A 19,620-nucleotide genomic window follows, 5' to 3' on the forward strand; every position below is an offset into this window, starting at 1 on the left:
CCGTTATCTTGTTGTGATCCGAATCACAACGGGCATAGGGTGAATGGGCCCGAAGGTCACGCCGGGGTGCGTGCCGAACGGCGGTGCGCGCCCGGAGCGACCTGCGGGTGAGGAAGTGATCCCGTTGTCCGTCGCTTGGGACGACATCGGCGGGCTCGTCGATGCCCACGAACGGTTTCTGGCCGGTACGCTCGTCGACTCCGCGGTCCGCGACACGGTGCTGAACTCCTGGAAGCGCAGCAGGTCCGCGGGGCTCGAGCCGCACCAGCTGGTGATTCCCTACGCCCCGGACCTGGCGCTGGAGGACCGTTTCCTGCGCGCCGCCGAACCGGTCCTGAAGGATCTGGCCGCCGCGCTCGCCGACGTGGGCATGGCGATCGCGCTCTGTGACGCGCAGGGCCGTATGGTCCAGCGCCTCGGCGGTGACCGGCAGCTGCGCGACCGCCTCGACGAGGTGCGGTTCGCCCCGGGCTTCGACGCCTCCGAACGGGTCGTGGGCACCAACGGCGTCGGCACGGCGCTGGCCGAGCGCGGTCCCGTCTTCGTGATCGGCCGGGAACACTTCGCCGACTGCCTGCAGCCCTTCGCCTGCGCGGGCGCGCCGGTGCGCGACCCACTCAGCGGGCGCATCGAGGCGGTCCTCGACCTCACCTGCCTGCGCGACGACAACGACCCGACCATGCTGCGGCTGGTGCGCGAGGCCGCCCGCGGCATCGAGGCGCGGTTGCTGGAGCAGTCCACGCAGCGGGAACGGGCCCTGCTCGCCGCGTACCGGCGAGCGGGCCGCGACACCGACCGATGGCCGCAGCAGCCCGCGGTCCGGGCGGCGCCCCCCTGGGGTGCTCCCGACGTCGGTGGCCTCGGCCGGCTGGACCTCGCGGTCATGCGGGAGAAGGCGGAGGAACTCATCGCCTCGCCGCAGCGCACCCTCGACGAAGTGCCGCTGTCCGACGGCCGGACAGCCACTCTGCTGCGCCGCCCGGTCATGGGGGCGGCGGGCGTGACGGGCGTGGTCGTCGAGGCCCGCATTCTCGGCGGCCCGCGACTGCGCATGACCGGACCGGCCACGGCGACCGAGGCGGCGACGGGTGTGTCGACGCGCCCGCCGACCCGGCCGAGGTCGGTGGCCGAGGCGGCGCCTACGGGCCCGTCGGCCCGGCCGAGGTCGGTGGCCGAGGTGGTGCCCACGGGCCCGCCGACCGAGCCGCGGTCGGTGCCCGAGGCGGCGCCCACGGGTGCTCCGACCCGCCCGAGGTCCGTGGCCGAGGCACTCCTCGCGGCCCTGCCGACGCCGACCGCCACGCCGACCGTGGCCCGCCCGCCCGTCACCGAGGCCGCCCCGGAACCGGGCCGGGCCGCCGTGACCGACCGGGACGACGGCGACGTCGGCCGGCTCGTGCTGGTCGGCGAGCTCGGCGTCGGCCGGCTGGCCGTCCTGGCCCGCAAGCGCCTGGAGCTGCTGCACGACGCGAGCGTCCGGATCGGCACCACGCTCGACGTCACCCGCACGGCCGACGAGCTGGCGGAGGTGACCGTCCCCCGCTTCGCCGACTTCACCGCCGTCGACCTTCCCGACTCCGTCCTGCACGGTGACGAGCCCGGCCCCCTCGGAGCGGACACCCCGCTGCGCAGGGTCTCCCTGGGTGCCGTACACGAGGAGTCCCACCTCTACCGCGTCGGCGACCCGGTCCGGTACGTGCCGTCCACACCGCAGGTCCGCAGTCTGGAGAGCAGGCAGTCCGTGCTCGAACCCGTCCTCGGCGAGGCCTACGGCTGGCGCGCCCAGGACCCGCCGCGGCTCGAACGGGTGCTCGCGGCCGGCATTCACTCCCTGATCACCGTGCCGCTCCGGGCGCGGGGCGCGACCCTCGGCGTCGTGAGCTTCTACCGCTCCGAGAAGCCCGCCCCCTTCGAGGAGGACGACCTGTCCCTGGCGCAGGAGCTGGCCGGCCGCGCGGCCATCTGCATCGACAACGCCCGCCGGTACACGCGCGAGCACAACACCGCCCTCGCCCTGCAGCGCAGCCTGCTGCCGCGCGGCCGGCCCGAGCAGAGCGCCGTCGACGTCGCCTACCGCTATCTGCCCGCCCAGGCAGGCGTGGGCGGCGACTGGTTCGACGTGATCCCGCTGTCCGGCGCCCGGGTCGCGCTGGTCGTCGGTGACGTGGTCGGCCACGGCCTGCACGCCGCCGCCACCATGGGTCGGCTGCGCACCGCCGTCCACAACTTCTGTTCGCTGGACCTGCCGCCCGACGACCTCCTGACCCACCTCGACGACCTGGTCGGCCGACTCGACCGGGGCGAGGGCTGGGCGGTGGAGAGCACCCAGCCGGACTCCGGCATCGTCGGAGCCACCTGCCTGTACGCGGTCTACGACCCGGTGTCCCGGCACTGCACCCTGACCCGCGCCGGGCACCCGCTGCCCGCGGTGGTCGGCCCCGACGGCACGGTCGAGTTCGTCGACCTGCCCTCGGCACCGCCGCTCGGGCTCGGCGGGCTGCCCTTCGAGACCGTCGAACTGGAACTGGCCGAGGGCAGCCAGCTCGTGCTGTACACCGATGGCCTGATCGAGGACCGGTACCGGGACGTGGACTCGGGCCTGCAGAAGCTCGGCGCCGTACTGGCCCGGGCCGACCGGACGCCCGAGGACACCTGCGAGGCGGTCCTGGACGCGCTGCTGCCGGTCCGGCCCAGCGACGACGTGGCCCTGCTCGTCGCCCGCACCCACGCCCTGGGGCCCGAGCAGGTCGCACAGTGGGAGGTGCCCAGCGACCCGGCGGCCGTCTCCCGGTCCCGCGCCGCGGTCACCGACCAGCTGTCCGCCTGGGGCCTGGACGACCTGGCCTTCACCACGGAACTCGTCGCCAGCGAACTGGTCACCAACGCCATCCGCCACGCCACCGGCCCGGTCCAGCTGCGGCTGCTCCGCGACCGCGCGCTGATCTGCGAGGTCTCCGACGGCAGCAGCACCTCGCCCCGGCTGCGCCGCGCCCGCACGGAGGACGAGGGCGGACGCGGGCTCTTCCTCGTCGCCCAGCTGACCGAGCGCTGGGGCACCCGCTACACCACGAACGGCAAGATCATCTGGACGGAGCAGTCCCTGACGTCACCCGCCATTTGACTACACCTCGGCAGTCGCCCGGGCCGCCCCGGAGTCCCCTTCCACGGCGGCCCTCGCGCGGACCGGGATCAGCAGATACGCCAGAGCGCCCACCGCTCCCGACAGCAGGAAACTCACGTCCACCCCGCCGGTCAGGGCCAGCAGCGGCCCCTCGTACGACGGCAGGGACACCGCCAGCACGCCGACGAAAGCGCCCAGCGCCCAGGACACGCTGGCCGCAACGTTCCAGCCCCCCCGGTACCAGTACGCCCCGCCCCGCGCACGCCGGTTGTAGACCTGGAGCGCCTCCGCGTCGTACACACCGCCGCAGCGGACGAAGCCGATCAGCGTGATCACCGCCCACGGCGTGCCGATCGCCGTCAGCAGCAGCACGAAGGACGTCATCGCGGCCTGCGCCTCCCAGGCGAAGTGCCCGACGAAGACACAGGCGGTGGCGACGACGGCGACCGCGCAGGTGGCCCGGGCGCGGGAGGCGCGCGGCAGGATGGCGTCCAGGTCGAGGCCCATGGAGTAGAGCATGAGCCCGGCGTTGCCGACCGAACCGGCGGAGGCGGCCAGCAGGAGCGGGATCAGGTACCAGGTCGGGGAGGCCGTGACCAGCGGCCCGGCGTAGTCAAGGGCCGCGCGGGCGGCGTACGCCGTGAAGGTGCCGAAGAGTTGCGGGACCAGCAGCCCGAGCATCAGGCCCAGCCAGGTCGCGCGCAGCACCCGGCGGGAGGAGTGGCGGGCCGGTGAGATGTAGCGGGTGTAGTCGCCGAGGAGCGTGATGAAGGCGATCGGGCCGGACAGCCCGGCGGCCACCGTGGCCAGCACCCACGTCGGCCAGAAGCCGCCGAGCAGATAGCCGCCCGCCTCCGGGAGCGCGCCGGTCGTGAAGTCGGGGGCGTAGGCGACGAGACCGAGAACCAGCAGCCCGGTCATGGCGAAGGCGAGGACGCGGGACATGGCGAGCAGCACGCGGTAGCCGTAGACCGCGCCCGCGACGGTGGCGGCCGCGAGCAGCGCGTAGACCAGGCCGTACGACAGCCCGCTCGCCGGCAGTCCGAAGAGGCGCTCCAGCACGCGCACCGTGACGTCGCCGCCGATCCACACGGTCAGCGCGGTGTAGCCGAGGGCGAGCAGCAGCCCGACGATCGAGCCGACCAGCCGCCCGCGCACCCCGAACTGGGCGCCGGAGGACGTCGACAGGTTGGTGGCGGTGCGCAGGGAGACCAGAGCGAGCGGGGCGGTGAAGAGGGTCCCGACGACCGTACCGACGACGATCGCGCTCACCGACCCCCACCAGTCCAGCCCGAAGGACGGCGGCAGCCACCCGAAGACGATCACTCCGAGGCAGAGGTTGGAGCCGAGCAGGATCGAGACGAGGTCGCGCGGTGTGCTGGTGCGTTCCTCGTCGGGGATGGTGTCGACTCCGCGCTGTTCCATCGGCATGGTTGGGCTCCCTCAGTTAGAGTGACGTTCAATCTGAGGTGTTCGGACTCCTGTCGTCAACCCTTTGGTTGCGGCAATTCAACGTTTAGAGTTGCGCTCTAAAGCTAGGAAAGGCAAGGAGGTGCCGCGCAGTGAGACTGACCCCCACGGAACGTGACCGGCTGCTGCTCTTCGGGGCCGCCGAACTGGCCCGCGCACGCAGGTCCCGCGGGCTGCGGCTGAACGTGCCGGAGGCGACCGCACTCATCGCGGACACCGTGTGCGAGGCCGCCCGCGACGGCGCCCGGCTCGCCGAGGCCATCGAGCGCGCCCGCTCGGTGCTCGGCCCGGACGACGTCCTGCCGGGTGTCGCCGACGTCGTGACCGAGGTGCATGTCGAGGCCGTATTCGACGACGGCTCACGGCTCGCGGTCGTGTCGGACCCCATCGGGGGCGGGCTGGGGGAGCGGGCGCCGGGCGCGCTGCTGCCGGGGCCGGAGCACGCCGAGCCCGAGGCGGTCGTACGCCTGACGGTCACCAATACCGCCACCGTGCCGGTCTCCGTCACCTCCCACTTCCACTTCTTCGAGGCCAACCCGCGCCTGGACTTCGTACGGGCCGACGCCTACGGGATGCGGCTCGCCGTGCCCGCCGGGTCGTCCGTGCGCTTCGGGCCGGGGGAGACCGCCGAGGTCGGCCTGGTGCCGATCGGCGGCGAGCGGATCGCGATCGGCTTCGCCGGGCTGGTCGACGGGCCGCTGGACGCGCCGGGGGCCAAGGAGGAGGCCCTGCGACGGGCGGCCGCCTGCGGCTACCTCGGCGTATCAGGAACCACTGACCAGGAGGTCGAGCGATGAGCCGCCCCGGAGGCCACCCGGCCGAAGCCCGCCGTCTCACCCCGTACGAGTACGCGGCCACCCACGGCCCCCGCGCCGGGGACCGCGTCCGGCTGGGCGACTCGGGACTCACCATCAGGGTCGAGTCCGACGCGCAGCAGTACGGCGACGAGTTCCTCGCCGGTTTCGGCAAGACCGCCCGCGACGGGCTGCACCTCAAGGCGGCCGCCGTCCGGGACACCTGTGACGTCGTGATCAGCAACGTCGTCGTGATCGACGCGGTGCAGGGGATCCGCAAGGTCTCCATCGGCATCCGCGAGGGCCGGATCTGCTCGATCGGGCGGGCCGGTAACCCCGACACCCTCGACGGGGTCGACGTCGTCGTCGGCACGGGCACGTCGATCGTGTCCGGCGAGGGTCTGATCGCCACTGCCGGGGCCGTCGACACCCACGTCCATCTGCTGTCGCCGCGGATCATGGAGGCCTCGCTGGCGTCCGGCGTGACCACGATCATCGGGCAGGAGTTCGGGCCGGTGTGGGGCGTCGGCGTCAACTCGCCGTGGGCGCTGAAGCACGCGTTCAACGCCTTCGACGCCTGGCCGGTCAACATCGGGTTCCTGGGGCGGGGTTCGTCGTCCCACGAGGCGCCCTTGATCGAGGCCCTCGCCGAAGGCGGCGCGTCCGGCTTCAAGGTGCACGAGGACATGGGCGCCCACACCCGCGCCCTCGACACCGCGCTGCGGGTCGCCGAGGAGCACGACGTCCAGGTCGCCCTGCACAGCGACGGCTTGAACGAGTGCCTGTCGGTGGAGGACACCCTGCGGGTCCTGGAGGGCCGCACCATCCACGCCTTCCACATCGAGGGCTGCGGCGGCGGACACGTCCCGAACGTGCTGAAGATGGCCGGGGTGCCCAACGTCATCGGCTCCTCCACCAACCCCACCCTGCCCTTCGGCCGGGACGCGGTCGCCGAGCACTACGGCATGATCGTCTCCGTCCACGACCTGAAGACCGACCTGCCGGGCGATGCCGCCATGGCCCGCGACCGCATCCGCGCCGGGACGATGGGCGCAGAGGACGTGCTGCACGACCTGGGCGCGATCGGCATCACCTCGTCGGACGCGCAGGGCATGGGTCGCGCGGGCGAGACGGTCCGCCGTACGTTCGCCATGGCCGGGAAGATGAAGGCCGAACTCGGCGCCCCGGACGCCGATCACGACAACGAGCGCGTCCTGCGCTACATGGCCAAGCTGACCATCAACCCCGCCATCGCGCACGGCCTCGCGCACGAGGTCGGGTCGATCGAGGTCGGCAAGCTCGCCGACCTCGTGCTGTGGCGGCCGGAGTACTTCGGCGCCAAGCCGCAGCTGGTGCTCAAGGCCGGTTTCCCGGCGTACGGCGTGGTCGGCGACCCCAACGCGGCCACCGACACCTGCGAACCCCTCGTGCTGGGCCCGCAGTTCGGCGCGTACGGTGCCACGCCCGCCGACATCTCCGTGGCGTTCGTTGCCCAAGCCGCCCTCGACCAGGGCCACGACACCATGCCGACCCGCCGCCGCAGGGTCGCCGTGCGCGGCACGCGCGGGATCGGCCCGGCCGATCTGCGCCTCAACTCCCGTACCGGGCAGGTCGACGTCGACCAGCGCACCGGCCTTGTCACCCTCGACGGCGACCCGCTGCGCTCCCGACCGGCCGAGTCCGTCTCCCTCAACCGTCTGTACTTCCTGTGAGGAACCCTGTGAGCACCCCCGCATCCGACGGCTTCCGCATGCCCGCCGAGTGGACCCCGCACGAGCGCACCTGGATGGCGTGGCCCGGCCCGAACCCCACCTTCGACAACCCGGAGGACCTCGCCGCCGCCCGGCTCGCCTGGGCCTCGGTCGCCCGCGCGGTCCGCCGCTTCGAGCCGGTGACGGTGGTGTGCGGCCCCGGACAGTCGGCGGACGCGAAAAGCCTCCTGGGCGAGGACATCGAGACCGTCGAGCGCGACCTCGACGACGCGTGGATGCGGGACATCGGCCCGACGTTCCTGACGAACGGCAAGGGTGAACTGGCCGCCGTCGACTGGACGTTCAACGGCTGGGGCGCCCAGGAGTGGGCCCGCTGGGAGCACGACGCGAAGATCGCCGCGTATGTCTCGGACCTCGCGGGCGCGAAGACGTACGCCTCGAAGCTCGTCAACGAGGGCGGCGCGATCCATGTCGACGGCGAGGGCACGGTCCTGTTGACGGAGACGGTCCAGCTCGGCCCCGAGCGCAACCCCGGCCGGCCGCGCGAGGAGGTCGAGGCGGAGATCCACGCTCACCTCGGCACCCGCAAGGCCATCTGGCTGCCCCGCGGCCTCACCGGCGACTACCCTCCGAACGGCTTCGGCACCCTCGGCCACGTCGACATCGTCGCCGCCTTCGCCCGACCCGGCGTGGTCGTGGCCCATGCGCAACCGGACCCGGCGCACCCCGACCACGAGGTGACGAAGGAGGCCATCGGCATCCTGAAGGCGCAGACGGACGCGCGGGGCCGCCGCCTGGAGGTCGTCGAGATTCCCGCCCCGACCGTCCTGGAGGCCGACGGCCACTGGGCCGACTACTCCTACATCAACCACTACCTCTGCAACGGCGGCGTCGTGCTGTGCGGCTTCGACGACCCGCGCGACGAGATCGCGGCCGGCATCTTCCGCCGCCTGTTCCCGGAGCGCACCGTGACCCTGGTGGACGCCCGTACGATCTTCGCAGGCGGCGGAGGCATCCACTGCGTCACGCAACAGCAGCCGAAGATCTAGAGGAGTCACGGATGGCCGGTGCGGCTCGCGCGCGGAAGAACGCACCGCCTCGCGAAGACGTTCTCGCCGCCGCCATGGAGATGATCGCCGAGCGCGGTCTGGAGAAGCTCACCATGGCGGCGCTGGGCCGTGCGGTGGGGATGAGCAGCGGCCATCTCCTGTACTACTTCCACAGCAAGGACGAGCTGCTGCTGCAGACCCTGGAGTGGAGCGAGGGACGGCTGGGCGTCGAGCGCGGACGGCTGCTCAGCCGTGGCGGCGGCGCTCGGGAACGCCTCGACGCCTACGTGGACCTGTACGTCCCCGACGGTCATCGCGATCCGCACTGGACGCTCTGGCTGGAGGTCTGGAACCGCTCGCAGAACGCCGACGACGACGCCCGCGCCCGGCAGGCCGCCATCGAGGGCGCCTGGCACCGCGATCTCGTCGCGCTGATCGCGGAGGGGGTGTCGAGGGGGGAGTTCCGCCGCGTCGACCCCGACCGTTTCGCCTCCCGGCTGCGCGCGCTGCTCGACGGTTTCTCCATCCATGTGGCGATCGGGCTGCGGGGGACGGACCGGGCGCAGATCCTGGAGCACGTACGGGAGTTCCTGGACGACGGGCTGGTCCGGGGCGACGCCTGAGGGCACGTCTGAGGGCACGTTGCCCTGGCGTGACGACGGGACTACCGCCCGCATCCTGAGACACCCGTGAGACGCGGGGCGGTTTGTGCCAGACTGCCCCCGTGCTCTCGTTCGCCACGATGATTATTGGCAGCAGGCGCGCCGGTCCGCAGTGACCGCCACGTACGACCACGTACGGGTGGACACCGTCGTCCTCGACCCGCGCGCAGACCTCTCGCACCCGCGAGAGGTTTTTCGCTTTTCTGGCCCACCTTCAGCCGGGAGCGCAGCGCGAGGGATCATAGGGGACGGTGGAGCCGGTCATTCCGGTACAGACCGAGATCCATACATCAGGAGCCTTCAGACCATGACGGAAACCAGCGAGCTCGACGACTCGTTCCACGTCTTCGACACCACCCTGCGAGACGGCGCCCAGCGGGAGGGCATCAACCTCACTGTCGCGGACAAGCTGGCCATCGCACGGCACCTGGACGAGTTCGGCGTGGGCTTCATCGAGGGCGGCTGGCCGGGCGCCAACCCGAGGGACACCGAGTTCTTCGCCCGCGCCCAGCAGGAGATCCAGTTCCGCCACGCCCAGCTGGTCGCCTTCGGCGCCACCCGCCGCGCCGGGGGAAAGGCGAGCGAGGACCCGCAGGTCAAGGCGCTCCTGGAGGCCGGCGCCCCGGTGATCACGCTGGTCGCCAAGTCGCACGACCGGCACGTCGAACTCGCCCTGCGCACCACCCTGGACGAGAACCTGGAGATGGTCCGCGACACGGTGTCCTATCTGCGGGACCAGGGCCGCCGCGTCTTCGTCGACTGCGAGCACTTCTTCGACGGCTACCGCGCCAACCCCGAGTACGCCAAGGCGGTCGTCCGTACGGCGTCGGAGGCCGGCGCGGACGTGGTCGTCCTCTGCGACACCAACGGCGGCATGCTCCCCGCCCAGGTGCAGGCGGTCGTCTCCACGGTGCTGGCCGACACGGGTGCCCGCCTCGGCATCCACGCCCAGGACGACACCGGCTGCGCGGTGGCCAACACCCTCGCCGCGGTCGACGCGGGCGCCACCCACGTCCAGTGCACGGCGAACGGCTACGGCGAGCGCGTCGGCAACGCCAACCTCTTCCCCGTGGTCGCCGCCCTGGAACTGAAGTACGGCAAGAAGGTCCTGCCCGAGGGACACCTCCGCGAGATGACGCGCATCTCGCACGCCATCGCCGAGGTCGTCAACCTCACCCCCTCCACCCACCAGCCCTACGTCGGCGTCTCCGCCTTCGCCCACAAGGCCGGCCTGCACGCCTCCGCCATCAAGGTCGACCCGGACCTGTACCAGCACATCGACCCCGAGCAGGTCGGCAACACCATGCGGATGCTGGTCTCCGACATGGCGGGCCGCGCCTCGGTCGAGCTGAAGGGCAAGGAACTCGGCATCGACCTGGGCGGCGACCGCGAGCTGGTCGGCCGGGTCGTGGAGCGGGTGAAGGAGCGCGAGCTCAAGGGCTACACGTACGAGGCGGCGGACGCCTCCTTCGAGCTGCTGCTGCGCACGGAGGTCGAGGGCAGGCCGCTGAAGTACTTCGACGTCGAGTCCTGGCGCGCGATCGTCGAGGACCGCCCCGACGGCAGCCACGCCAACGAGGCCACGGTGAAGCTGTGGGCCAAGAGCGAGCGCATCGTCGCGACCGCTGAGGGCAACGGCCCGGTCAACGCCCTCGACCGGGCCCTTCGAGTGGCCCTGGAGAAGATCTACCCCCAGCTCGCCAAGCTGGAGCTGGTCGATTACAAGGTCCGCATCCTGGAGGGCAAGCACGGCACCCAGTCCACGACCCGGGTCCTCATCGCCACCTCCGACGGTGCGGGCGAGTGGTCGACGGTGGGCGTCGCGGACAACGTCATCGCCGCCTCCTGGCAGGCACTGGAGGACGCGTACACCTACGGCCTCCTCCGCGCAGGGGTGGAACCGGCTTCGTAGGGTCAGGGTGCCCGCCACACGTTGTCGAAAGCCTCGTTCTCGATGCGGCGGCGCTGGCGGACGGCCTCCAGTTCCGTCAGGGCGTCGTTGACGGCGCCCAGGATGGTCACCGTCGCTTGGTTGGTGGCCTCGTCGGAGCCGGTCGTCGAGGGGGTCTCGATACCCAGGGCGTCCGCGAGGCCCACGAGGACGGGCTCGTGGGCGGCCCACCGGTCGTTCGCGCGGCGTCGGGAGGGCGAGTCTGCCGTCGCGGCCGGGTCGCTGCGCCGCCGGAGCCAGTGGCGGCGCGTCCCGCCGGTCGGCGTCTCCTCCTCCAGGACGCCGACGTAGGCCTGGGCCAGCCCCCGCCCGCGGCGCCACAGCCAGTCCTCGATCGTCTCGTACGGCGGCTGCCGGACGAGCGACGCCCCCGCCTCGTCCAGCAGGCGGTCGCCCGTGGTGCGCTCGGCGCCGGGCACGAGGAGATCGTCGTCCAGGGTGAGCACCCCGGCGTCGAGAAGGTCGAGCAGTTCCGCTCCGGCGAGGGCGAGCGACAGGTCGCCCTGTCCCACGTCACGGCTGGAGGGGACGTTCAGGGCGACGATCAGCAGATCCTGCGGTGTGGTCATCTCGGCTCCAGGTCACGGGCGCGGGTACGGGCCCGTATCTCCACGATGGGGCCGTTGCAGCCTATCCGCAGCCCGACCGCCGCCCCCGGCCCTACTGCAGCCGCCACTTCTGATTGGCCGCCCCGGTGCAACTCCAGATCTGTGCCCGCGCCCCGTTCGCCGACGAGTTGTCCGTGACGTCGAGGCACTTGTCCGCGGCGAGGTTGACCACATCACCCGTCGACGAGTTGTACGACCACTGCTGCGCACCCGTGCCGTTGCAGTCGTACAGCTGCACCTTTGCCCCGTCCGCCGTCGACCCCGACGTCACGTCCAGGCACTTGCCCAGCGCCCGCACCGACCCGTCGGCCCGCACGGTCCACTGCTGGGCGGCGCTGCCGTTGCAGTCGTAGAGCTGCACGGCCGTACCGTTCGCCGACGAACCCCCGGCCACGTCCAGGCACTTGCCCGCCAGACCGACGAAGGCCCCCGTCCGGTCACCGCCACCGCTCTGCGTCCCCGACCAGGTGAAGGTCGCCGACGTCTTGCCCGGCAGGGTGTACGTCGCGTGCTGCGAGCCCCAGTTGATGGTCACGGTCTTCGCCGCCGAGGCGTCGTTGTAGGCGATCAGCGCCTTCGAGCCGTCCGGGTTGCGCCAGGCCACGTTCGGAACGGACGTCGACGCGGTGGAGGCGATCCGGTGGGCGCCCGGCCGGACGAACTTCGTCAGGTGGCCTATCGTGTAGTACTCGACGGTGTAGTCGACCTGCCCGTGCCGCGCGTCCCCGTTGTGCACGGTGATCAGCCCGTCGCAGACACCGCAACCGCCGTTGTGCGGACCCCGGTTCTGGTCGACCGCGAGGGACCACTTCGTCACCGACTTCGCCCAGTTCCGGGTGTAGTCGATGATGTTCATCATGTCCTCGCGCTGCTGGTTGGCGATCCAGGTGCCGCCCGAGTGCTCGGTGCCGAAGGCGTCCAGCTGCGGGTACTGGTTGTGCACCGCGGTCTGCTTGGCCACGTCACCGCCGTAGCCGTGCCAGGCGATTCCGCCGAAGTTGGGGTGCGAGCGGACCGCCGCGTCGTCCACCGTCTGGGCGGCGTACGCGTCGTAGGTGTCCCAGTTCCAGTCGTGCGCCAGCACCTTGGTGGACAGGCCCGCCGCCTGGAGCTTGGGCAGCAGCTCGTTCTTGGTGAAGTAGTGCAGCCCGGAGGCGTTCCAGCTCATCGACGGATAGCCGGAGCAGCACGTCGGCTCGTTCTGCGCGGTGACGTACGAGATCGGGATGCCCTGCGCCTGGTACGCCTGCACGTACTTCACGAAGTACGACGCGTACGCCCCGTAGTGCTCCGCCTTCAGCCAGCCCCCGTTGAGCTGTCCGCTGTCCTTCATCCAGGCGGGCGCGGTCCACGGCGAGGCCATCACCGTGAGCGCGGGATTCAGCTGGAGCGCCTGCCTGGTCAGCGGCACCACGTCCTGCAAGTCGTGTGCGATCGTGAACTCGGAGAGGTCGGGGTCCGTCTGCCCGGCCGGCATGTCGTCGTAGGTGTAGCCGAAGCGGGCCAGGTCCGAGCCGCCCATCGGATTGCGCAGGAACGACAGCCCGATGCCCTCCGTCGGCGAGAACAGCTTGCGCATGGTCTCGTCCCGCGTGGCCTGCGACAGCGCGCCGCTGCCGTCCATCAGCCAGGCCGCGGTGTCCGTGAAGGAGGCGCCGCCGCCGGTGAAGGTCTGGTAGCGGGTGTTCTCGTCGACGGTGATGTTCTCCCCGCCGCCGCCCGCGCCGGGCTGGAACGCGAAGGGCGCCTGGGGTTGCAGACCGCGGACGACATGGCGTCCGCCGGCGTCGTCGGTGGTGGTCAGGTACGCGGTGATCTGTTCGCCGGCGGCCTGTGCGGGTGTGATGCCCGCGGCGCTCAGCAAACCGGCCAGCAGCAAGCCGACGGCCGGGAGGCGTGTTCTCATCGTGCGCCGCCCTTCTGGGGGGAGTGGGGGAAGTGGGGCGTGCGAGCGGTGAGTAAATGACGCCCCGGGGCGGGCGTCAAGGGGTTGCGCATTCAGAAGCCGAACGGACAACGGCCCGGATCCGGCCCGGAGTTGCCTCTGTACCGGTTCTGACGTGAAGTCTTGACGACTGCGGGGGCCGCCAGTTAACTCACGCCGTGATCTAAGTCGTAAAAGACTTACGAGAGTCGAGGGACGTTCCATGCGAAGAACCGCCCTGCTCGCCTGTGCCGCCCTGCTCACCGGACTGCTCCCGCTCACCACCGCCGCCACGGCGTCCGGCGCCGACGACCCCGCCCCCGTGCCCGTCGACCGCTTCGAGGGCGAGGTGCCCTTCGCCAACCCGCCCGCCGGCGGCATCTTCACCTGGGGCAGCGACACCGACGACCCGCCCACCCTCGCGCTGACCGCCCGCGACGATGCGCCCGAGGGCGCGAAGGTCCTCTCCGGTACCTACGACATCAGCGGATACGGCGGCTTCACCCACGACTTCGCCTTTGCCGAGCCCGCCCACGACTGGTCCGCCCACCAGGGCATCCGCTTCTGGTGGGACGGCCAGAACAACGGCAAGAAGATCGCCTTCGAACTGAAGGACGGCGGCGCCAACGGCGAGGCCTCCGAGCTCTGGACGACGTCCTTCACCGACGACTTCACTGGCTGGAAACAGATCGAGATCCCCTTCGCCGACTTCACCTACCGAACGGACTACCAGCCCGTCGGCGGCATCGACCACATCCTCGGCCTCACCGAGATGTGGGGCTACGCCGTCACGCTCCCCGTCGGCGTCAAGGGCGAGTTCGCGATGGACGCCGTCGAGCTGTACGGCAGGGCGGACCAGTCGCTGCGGGCCTCAGTCCGCACGGACTCCGCGGTGTACCCGGTGAAGGAGGGCGGCACGGCGAAGGTGAGGCTCACGGTCGCCACCACGGGCGAGGCCCCCATCGACGAGCCGGTCACCGTGGCGTACGAGACGAGCGGCGGCACCGCCTCCGACGCCGACTACACCCCCGTCAGGGGCGAGTACACCTTTCCCGCGGGCACCGCCTCCGGCACCACCCACACCCTCCGCGTCCCCACCCGCAAGGACAGGACCGCGGAATCCGCCGAGACGATCCCCCTGAAACTGACGGTCACCGGCGCCAAGGCCCCCACCGAGACCCCGCAGGTCGTGATCGACGCGCACGGGCTGCCGTACCTCGACAGCAGACTCCCGGTGAGCAAGCGCGTCACCGATCTCCTCTCCCGCATGTCCCTGGAGGAGAAGGCCGGTCAGATGACCCAGGCGGAGCGCGGCGCGCTCACCAACGCCGGGGACATCGCCGCGTACGACCTCGGCTCGCTGCTCTCGGGCGGCGGCTCGACGCCGACGCCCAACACCCCCGAGGCCTGGGCGAAGATGATCGACGGCTTCCAGCTGAGGGCCCGGGCGACCCGCTTCCAGATCCCGCTGATCTACGGCGTCGACGCGGTGCACGGCCACAACAACGTCGTCGGCGCGACGATCATGCCGCACAACATCGGCATCGGAGCGACCAGAGATCCGCGGATCGCTCACGAGACGGGCGCGGTGACCGCCGCCGAGGTACGGGCCACCGGCATCCCCTGGGACTTCGCCCCCTGTCTCTGCGTCACCCGCGACGAACGCTGGGGCCGCTCCTACGAGTCCTTCGGCGAGGACCCGGCGCTGGTCGAGGCGATGGAGACGGTCATCCAGGGCCTCCAGGGCCGCGCCGACGGCCGTGACCTGGACCGCGACGACAAGGTCCTGGCCACCGCCAAGCACTTCGTCGGCGACGGCGGCACCGAGTACGGCTCGTCCACCACCGGCACGTACACCATCGACCAAGGCGTCACCAAGGTCACCCGCGAGGAGCTGGAGGCCGTCCACCTGGCCCCGTACGAGAGCGCTGTCGACCGGGGCGTCGGCACGGTCATGCCGTCGTACTCCTCCCTCGACCTGATCGGCGACGACCGGGGCCCGGTGAAGATGCACGCCAGTGCGGACATGATCAACGGCGTGTTGAAGGGCCGTATGGACTTCGACGGCTTCGTCATCAGTGACTGGGCGGCCATCGACCAGATCCCGGGCGACTACGCCTCCGACGTCCGTACGTCGATCAACGCCGGCCTCGACATGATCATGGTCCCGTACGCCTACCAGGACTTCCGCACCGCCCTGATCGACGAGGTGCGGGCTGGGCGGATCAGCGAGCGGCGGATCGACGACGCCGTCTCCCGCATCCTCACGCAGAAGTTCCGGCTGGGCCTCTTCGAGCAGCCGTACGCCGACACCAGCGGCGCGTCGAGGATCGGCTCCGCCGGGCACCGGGCGGTCGCGCGCGAGGCGGCGGCCGAGTCGCAGGTGCTGCTGAAGAACAGCGGGGGCCTGCTGCCGCTGAAGCGCTCGCAGAAGGTGTACGTCGCCGGATCCAACGCCGACGACATCGGCAACCAGACCGGCGGCTGGACCATCACCTGGCAGGGCAGCTCCGGTGACATCACCCCCGGCACGACCGTCCTGGAGGGCATCCGCAAGGCAGGCGGGGACGTCACCTACTCCAAGGACGCGTCGGCGCCGACGGCCGGTCATGACGTGGGGGTCGTGGTGGTCGGCGAGACCCCGTACGCCGAGGGCGTCGGCGATGTGGGCAACGGCCACGACCTGGAGCTGAGCGCCGCCGACCAGGCAGCCGTGGACAAGGTGTGCGCGGCGATGAAGTGCGCGGTGCTGGTCGTCTCCGGGCGCCCGCAGCTCCTCGGCGACCGGCTCGGGAAGATCGACGCGCTGGTGGCGTCCTGGCTGCCGGGCACGGAGGGCGACGGCGTGGCCGACGTGCTGTTCGGCAGGCGGCCCTTCACCGGGCAGCTGCCGGTGACCTGGCCGAAGACGCAGGACCAGCTGCCGATCAACGTCGGGGACGCCTCGTACGACCCGCAGTACCCGTACGGCTGGGGTCTGACCACCCTGACCAAGGTCCCGCAGGGCGGCACCCTGACCCTGAAGGGGCTCGGCATCGCGGCCCGGGCGGCGGAGAGGGCGGGCGCGAAGGAGGCGGGCCGGGCGATCGTCACCAAGGCGCGGCTGCTGGTCCAGCAGCGGATCGGGCAGGACATCACGGCGTCGGCGGCGAAGCCGTTCGCCGAGGCGGACCACCTGCTGCTGACCGGCCGGTACGGGGCGGCGGTGGACAAACTGACCGCCGCGTACAAGGCGGCGTGACCGATACCGCTGCGGGCATCGGTCCGGGGGGAATTTCCTCCCCGGACCGATGCCCCTTTCTGCACCCATTCAGGTAGCTTCGAACATATGAAGGCCGCGCTCGTACAAAGGCTCGTACGCCTGCTGATCGTGCCTGTCGCCGCCGTGCTGGCGGTGCTGGTGGCCGGTGCGCCCGGCGCACACGCGGCCACCGACCTGTCCAAGGTCGCCGAGGCCCTGCGCGAGAGCCCGGTCTACGTGGACCCGGCCGCGTCCGACATACTGTCCGGCTCGGACGCCGAAGCGCTCGCGGACAAGATCAAGGACGCGGACAAACCCGTCTTCGTGGCGGTCCTGCCGTCCGATTACCCCAAGGCGAACCTCTTCCAGAACCTGCGCACCGAAACCGGTGTCACCGGCCTGTACGGCATCCGGCTCGGCGACGAGTTCGACGCCCGCGCCGACAGCGCCGTGCTGAGCCGCGGGGCCGTGTCCAACCTGGTCACGTCCGTGCAGAGCGCGGGCGACGCCAAGGCCCAGCTGAACGACTTCGTCGACAGCGCGCTGCGCAACGTGGGCGGCACGGCGCCGAGCAGCTGGAGCGAGGGCACCGGCGACGGCGTCTCGGCCACCGGCCTGATCACCCTCGGCGCGGTACTGGCCGCCGGTGGCGCGAGCGCGTACGCGATCGTGCGCCGCAACCGCCGCCGCCACGAGGAGGAGCAGCGGGCGGCGCTGGAGAAGCTGCGAGTGGTGGTCGACGAGGACATCACCGCCTTCGGCGAGGAACTGGACCGTCTGGACTTCCACCCCGCCGAACCCGGCGCCGACGACGCCATGCGCGCGGACTACGAACACGCGCTGGACGCGTATGAGAAGGCCAAGGGGCACATGGCGGCGGCCCAGAAGCCCGAGGACGTACGGGCGGTCACACAGTGCATCGAGGACGGCCGCTTCTCGCTCGCGGCGCTGGCCGCCCGCCGCGAGGGGCGCCCGCTTCCCGACCGCCGTCCGCCGTGCTTCTTCGACCCGCGCCACGGCCCCTCGGTCGCCGACGTCACCTGGACGCCGATGGGCGGCGCGACCCGTGACGTGCCGGTCTGCGCGGCCGACCAGGCCCGCCTGTCCGACGGCCAGGACCCGATGATCCGCGAAGTGGAGACGGCCTCCGGCCGCCGCCCGTACTGGGACGCGGGCCCGGCCTACGGCCCCTGGGCCGGCGGTTACTTCGGCGGCGGCATCCTCCCCGGCCTGCTCATCGGCACGATGCTCGGCAGCATGATGGCCACCCCGTCCTACGCCGCCGACTACGGCTCCGGCTACGGCGACTTCGGCGCCGGCGGCTACGAGGGCGGCGACGTCTCCGGCGCGGACTTCAACACGGACGACTTCAGCGGCGGCTGGGGCGGCTTCGGCGGCGGCGACTTCGGCGGGGGCGGGGACTTCGGAGGCGGTTTCTGACACTCGTCCCTTGGTCCGTCACCGGAGGGGGAGATCAGGCGGGAGCGGTTTCCTCGGCCACTGAAGGGGGCTCCGCCCTGGCGATGAGCAGGGCCACATCGTCGAAATGTCCCGGGTGGCGCAGGGAGCCCAGCAGCATGTCGCAGGTTTCGTCCAGCGAGCGGTGGGGGTCGTCGAGGAAGTCGAGGAGGGTGTTCAGGCGTGCGTCGATGGGCTGGTCGCGGATTTCGACCAGGCCGTCGGTGTAGAGAACGAGTTGGTCACCCGGCACGAGGTCGAGGCAGGTGGTGTCGAAGGTGACGCCGCAGCCGCCCAGCGGTGCGCCGGTCGGCACGTCAAGGAGTGCGCGCGTGCCGTCCGGGTGGAGGAGGACGGGCGGCAGGTGGCCGGCGAGGGAGACGTGGCAGTGTGCGGTGTGGGGGTCGTACACGGCGTAGACGCAGGTCGCGATCGTGTCCATGCCGTCGGTGATGCTGTCGAGGTGGTGCAGGACCTGGGCGGGGTCGAGGTCGAGATCGGCCAGCGTACGGGTGGCGGTGCGGAGCTGGCCCATGGAGGCGGCGGCGCCGATGCCGCTGCCCATGACATCACCGACCACGAGGGCCGTCTTGTCCGCGCTGAGCGGGATGACGTCGAACCAGTCGCCGCCGATCTCACTGGTGGCCTCGGCGGGCTGGTACCGAGAGGCGAGGGTCAGGCCGGGGCGCTGCGGTGGGGGGTGGGGGAGCAGGCTGCGCTGGAGGGTCACGGCGGTGCGGCGTTGTTCCTGGACGGCACGGTGCCGCTCGGTGACGTCCACGCTGGACGTTGCCACGCCCAGCACCTTCCCGTTGGGGGCTTCGAGTCGGAAGAACGAGATCGACCAGGCGTGGTCGTTCTCCGGATCGGCCGGGGTACGGCCGACGGTGTACTGGTCCAGGATCGGTGTGCCGGTGGTCAGGACCTTCTTCATCGCTGCTTCGAAGGACTCGTCGAGGTAGGGCAGCACCTCATGGACGTGCCGGCCGACGTGCTCGGCGGCGGGGACACCGTTCATGCGCTCTTCCGCCGGGTTGACCGTGATGTAGCGAAGATCGGTGTCCAGCACGCCCAGCCCGATCGGCGACTGGGATATGAGCTGGGTGGACAGCGCCAGGTCCCGTTCGACCTCCCGCACCGTCGACTGCTCCGAGGCCAGGCCCAAGGCGTAGAAGTCCTGCTGCTCGTCCTGCAGCCGCATGTTGCGGAACTCGACCAGTCGGGTGCTGCCGTCCTTGTGCCGAACGGGAAACACTCCCGCCCAGCTACCCGCGCCCGCCATGACCTGGGCAAACAGCCCCAGCACGACCTCCAGGTGCTGCTCGTGGACCAGCAGGCGGCCCGCATACTGCCCGAGGGCCTCCTCGGCGCTGTAGCCGAACAGATCCTCGGCCTGCGGACTCCACAGCTTGATTCTGCCGTCGGCGTCCAGAACGACGGCGGCGACGGCCAGCACATCGAGCAGGCCACCTGACGCCACGCGTGCACTCCCAGCCTGCCCCACGTCGTCACCGAAGGCTTCGGTTGCGCTCATCCCGGCACCCCTTCCGCCCGCCCGCCGCCACGACTGGCTGTCTGCCTCGGCCAGGGCCCGCCTTGCTGCACGAGTTCCACAATCGTCCCCCCGGCA

12 protein-coding genes are annotated in these 19,620 nt (G+C 71.4%); 8 read left to right on the top strand and 4 right to left on the bottom strand.

Annotation, left to right across the window (positions count from 1 at the left end; translation table 11 throughout):
- The first annotated feature begins 115 nt into the window (after positions 1-115).
- Positions 116-3,121 (top strand): SpoIIE family protein phosphatase, encoded by a 3,006-nt coding sequence (locus tag SSP24_RS22745; protein ID WP_141311540.1) that lies wholly within the window; start codon positions 116-118, stop codon positions 3,119-3,121.
- On the opposite strand, the gene SSP24_RS22750 is transcribed toward SSP24_RS22745, so the two are convergent.
- A complete protein-coding gene (locus SSP24_RS22750; RefSeq protein ID WP_141311541.1) occupies positions 3,122-4,552 on the bottom strand; it encodes a cytosine permease in 1,431 nt (476 codons plus the stop codon). It abuts the gene before it with no gap.
- A gap of 131 nt (positions 4,553-4,683) precedes the next feature.
- Between SSP24_RS22750 and ureA the strand changes: the two genes are divergently transcribed.
- From ureA to cimA, 5 genes are all read left to right on the top strand, one after another.
- Positions 4,684-5,388: an urease subunit gamma gene (ureA, locus tag SSP24_RS22755; protein ID WP_141311542.1), complete on the top strand. Its 705-nt coding sequence runs from the start codon at positions 4,684-4,686 to the stop codon at positions 5,386-5,388.
- Positions 5,385-7,097: an urease subunit alpha gene (locus SSP24_RS22760; protein ID WP_141311543.1), complete on the top strand. Its 1,713-nt coding sequence runs from the start codon at positions 5,385-5,387 to the stop codon at positions 7,095-7,097. The genes ureA and SSP24_RS22760 overlap by 4 nt, the downstream gene beginning before the upstream one ends.
- An 8-nt stretch (positions 7,098-7,105) precedes the next feature.
- Positions 7,106-8,146 (top strand): agmatine deiminase family protein, encoded by a 1,041-nt coding sequence (locus SSP24_RS22765; RefSeq protein ID WP_141311544.1) that lies wholly within the window; start codon positions 7,106-7,108, stop codon positions 8,144-8,146.
- 11 nt (positions 8,147-8,157) lie between these two features.
- Complete coding sequence (locus SSP24_RS22770) at positions 8,158-8,769, top strand: TetR/AcrR family transcriptional regulator (RefSeq protein ID WP_141311545.1); 612 nt, start codon at positions 8,158-8,160, stop codon at positions 8,767-8,769.
- Between the two features lie 346 nt (positions 8,770-9,115).
- Entirely contained in the window at positions 9,116-10,720 is a 1,605-nt protein-coding gene (gene cimA / locus SSP24_RS22775; RefSeq protein WP_141311546.1) for a citramalate synthase, read from the top strand.
- Positions 10,721-10,722: 2 nt separating this feature from the next.
- Here cimA and SSP24_RS22780 read toward each other — a convergent pair whose 3' ends face one another.
- Both SSP24_RS22780 and SSP24_RS22785 read right to left on the bottom strand, forming a co-directional pair.
- Positions 10,723-11,328, bottom strand: a complete 606-nt coding sequence (locus SSP24_RS22780) for a GOLPH3/VPS74 family protein (protein WP_141311547.1) — start codon at positions 11,326-11,328, stop codon at positions 10,723-10,725.
- Between the two features lie 91 nt (positions 11,329-11,419).
- Positions 11,420-13,273 (bottom strand): ricin-type beta-trefoil lectin domain protein, encoded by a 1,854-nt coding sequence (locus SSP24_RS22785; RefSeq protein ID WP_141311548.1) that lies wholly within the window; start codon positions 13,271-13,273, stop codon positions 11,420-11,422.
- Between the two features lie 241 nt (positions 13,274-13,514).
- On the opposite strand from SSP24_RS22785, the gene SSP24_RS22790 reads away from it, so the two are divergent.
- On the top strand, positions 13,515-16,532 hold the full coding sequence (locus SSP24_RS22790) for a glycoside hydrolase family 3 protein (protein ID WP_141311549.1): 3,018 nt from the start codon (positions 13,515-13,517) through the stop codon (positions 16,530-16,532).
- A gap of 87 nt (positions 16,533-16,619) precedes the next feature.
- Positions 16,620-17,972, top strand: coding sequence for a hypothetical protein (locus tag SSP24_RS22795; protein WP_141311550.1), 1,353 nt, complete (start codon positions 16,620-16,622; stop codon positions 17,970-17,972).
- Between the two features lie 34 nt (positions 17,973-18,006).
- Here SSP24_RS22795 and SSP24_RS22800 read toward each other — a convergent pair whose 3' ends face one another.
- Complete coding sequence (locus SSP24_RS22800; protein ID WP_141311551.1) at positions 18,007-19,524, bottom strand: SpoIIE family protein phosphatase; 1,518 nt, start codon at positions 19,522-19,524, stop codon at positions 18,007-18,009.
- Positions 19,525-19,620: the final 96 nt, after the last annotated feature.

The sequence above is a fragment of the Streptomyces spinoverrucosus genome (assembly GCF_006539505.1).
Lineage (GTDB): Bacteria > Actinomycetota > Actinomycetes > Streptomycetales > Streptomycetaceae > Streptomyces > Streptomyces spinoverrucosus.

Excerpts from the sequence above, each read along its gene's own strand:
- SSP24_RS22750 (WP_141311541.1), bottom strand. The coding sequence starts at position 4,552 with ATGCCGATGGAACAGCGCGGAGTCGACACCATCCCCGACGAGGAACGC.
- cimA (WP_141311546.1), top strand. The coding sequence starts at position 9,116 with ATGACGGAAACCAGCGAGCTCGACGACTCGTTCCACGTCTTCGACACC.
- SSP24_RS22785 (WP_141311548.1), bottom strand. The coding sequence starts at position 13,273 with ATGAGAACACGCCTCCCGGCCGTCGGCTTGCTGCTGGCCGGTTTGCTG.
- SSP24_RS22780 (WP_141311547.1), bottom strand. The coding sequence starts at position 11,328 with ATGACCACACCGCAGGATCTGCTGATCGTCGCCCTGAACGTCCCCTCC.
- SSP24_RS22770 (WP_141311545.1), top strand. The coding sequence starts at position 8,158 with ATGGCCGGTGCGGCTCGCGCGCGGAAGAACGCACCGCCTCGCGAAGAC.
- SSP24_RS22790 (WP_141311549.1), top strand. The coding sequence starts at position 13,515 with ATGCGAAGAACCGCCCTGCTCGCCTGTGCCGCCCTGCTCACCGGACTG.
- SSP24_RS22800 (WP_141311551.1), bottom strand. The coding sequence starts at position 19,524 with ATGAGCGCAACCGAAGCCTTCGGTGACGACGTGGGGCAGGCTGGGAGT.
- SSP24_RS22760 (WP_141311543.1), top strand. The coding sequence starts at position 5,385 with ATGAGCCGCCCCGGAGGCCACCCGGCCGAAGCCCGCCGTCTCACCCCG.
- SSP24_RS22795 (WP_141311550.1), top strand. The coding sequence starts at position 16,620 with ATGAAGGCCGCGCTCGTACAAAGGCTCGTACGCCTGCTGATCGTGCCT.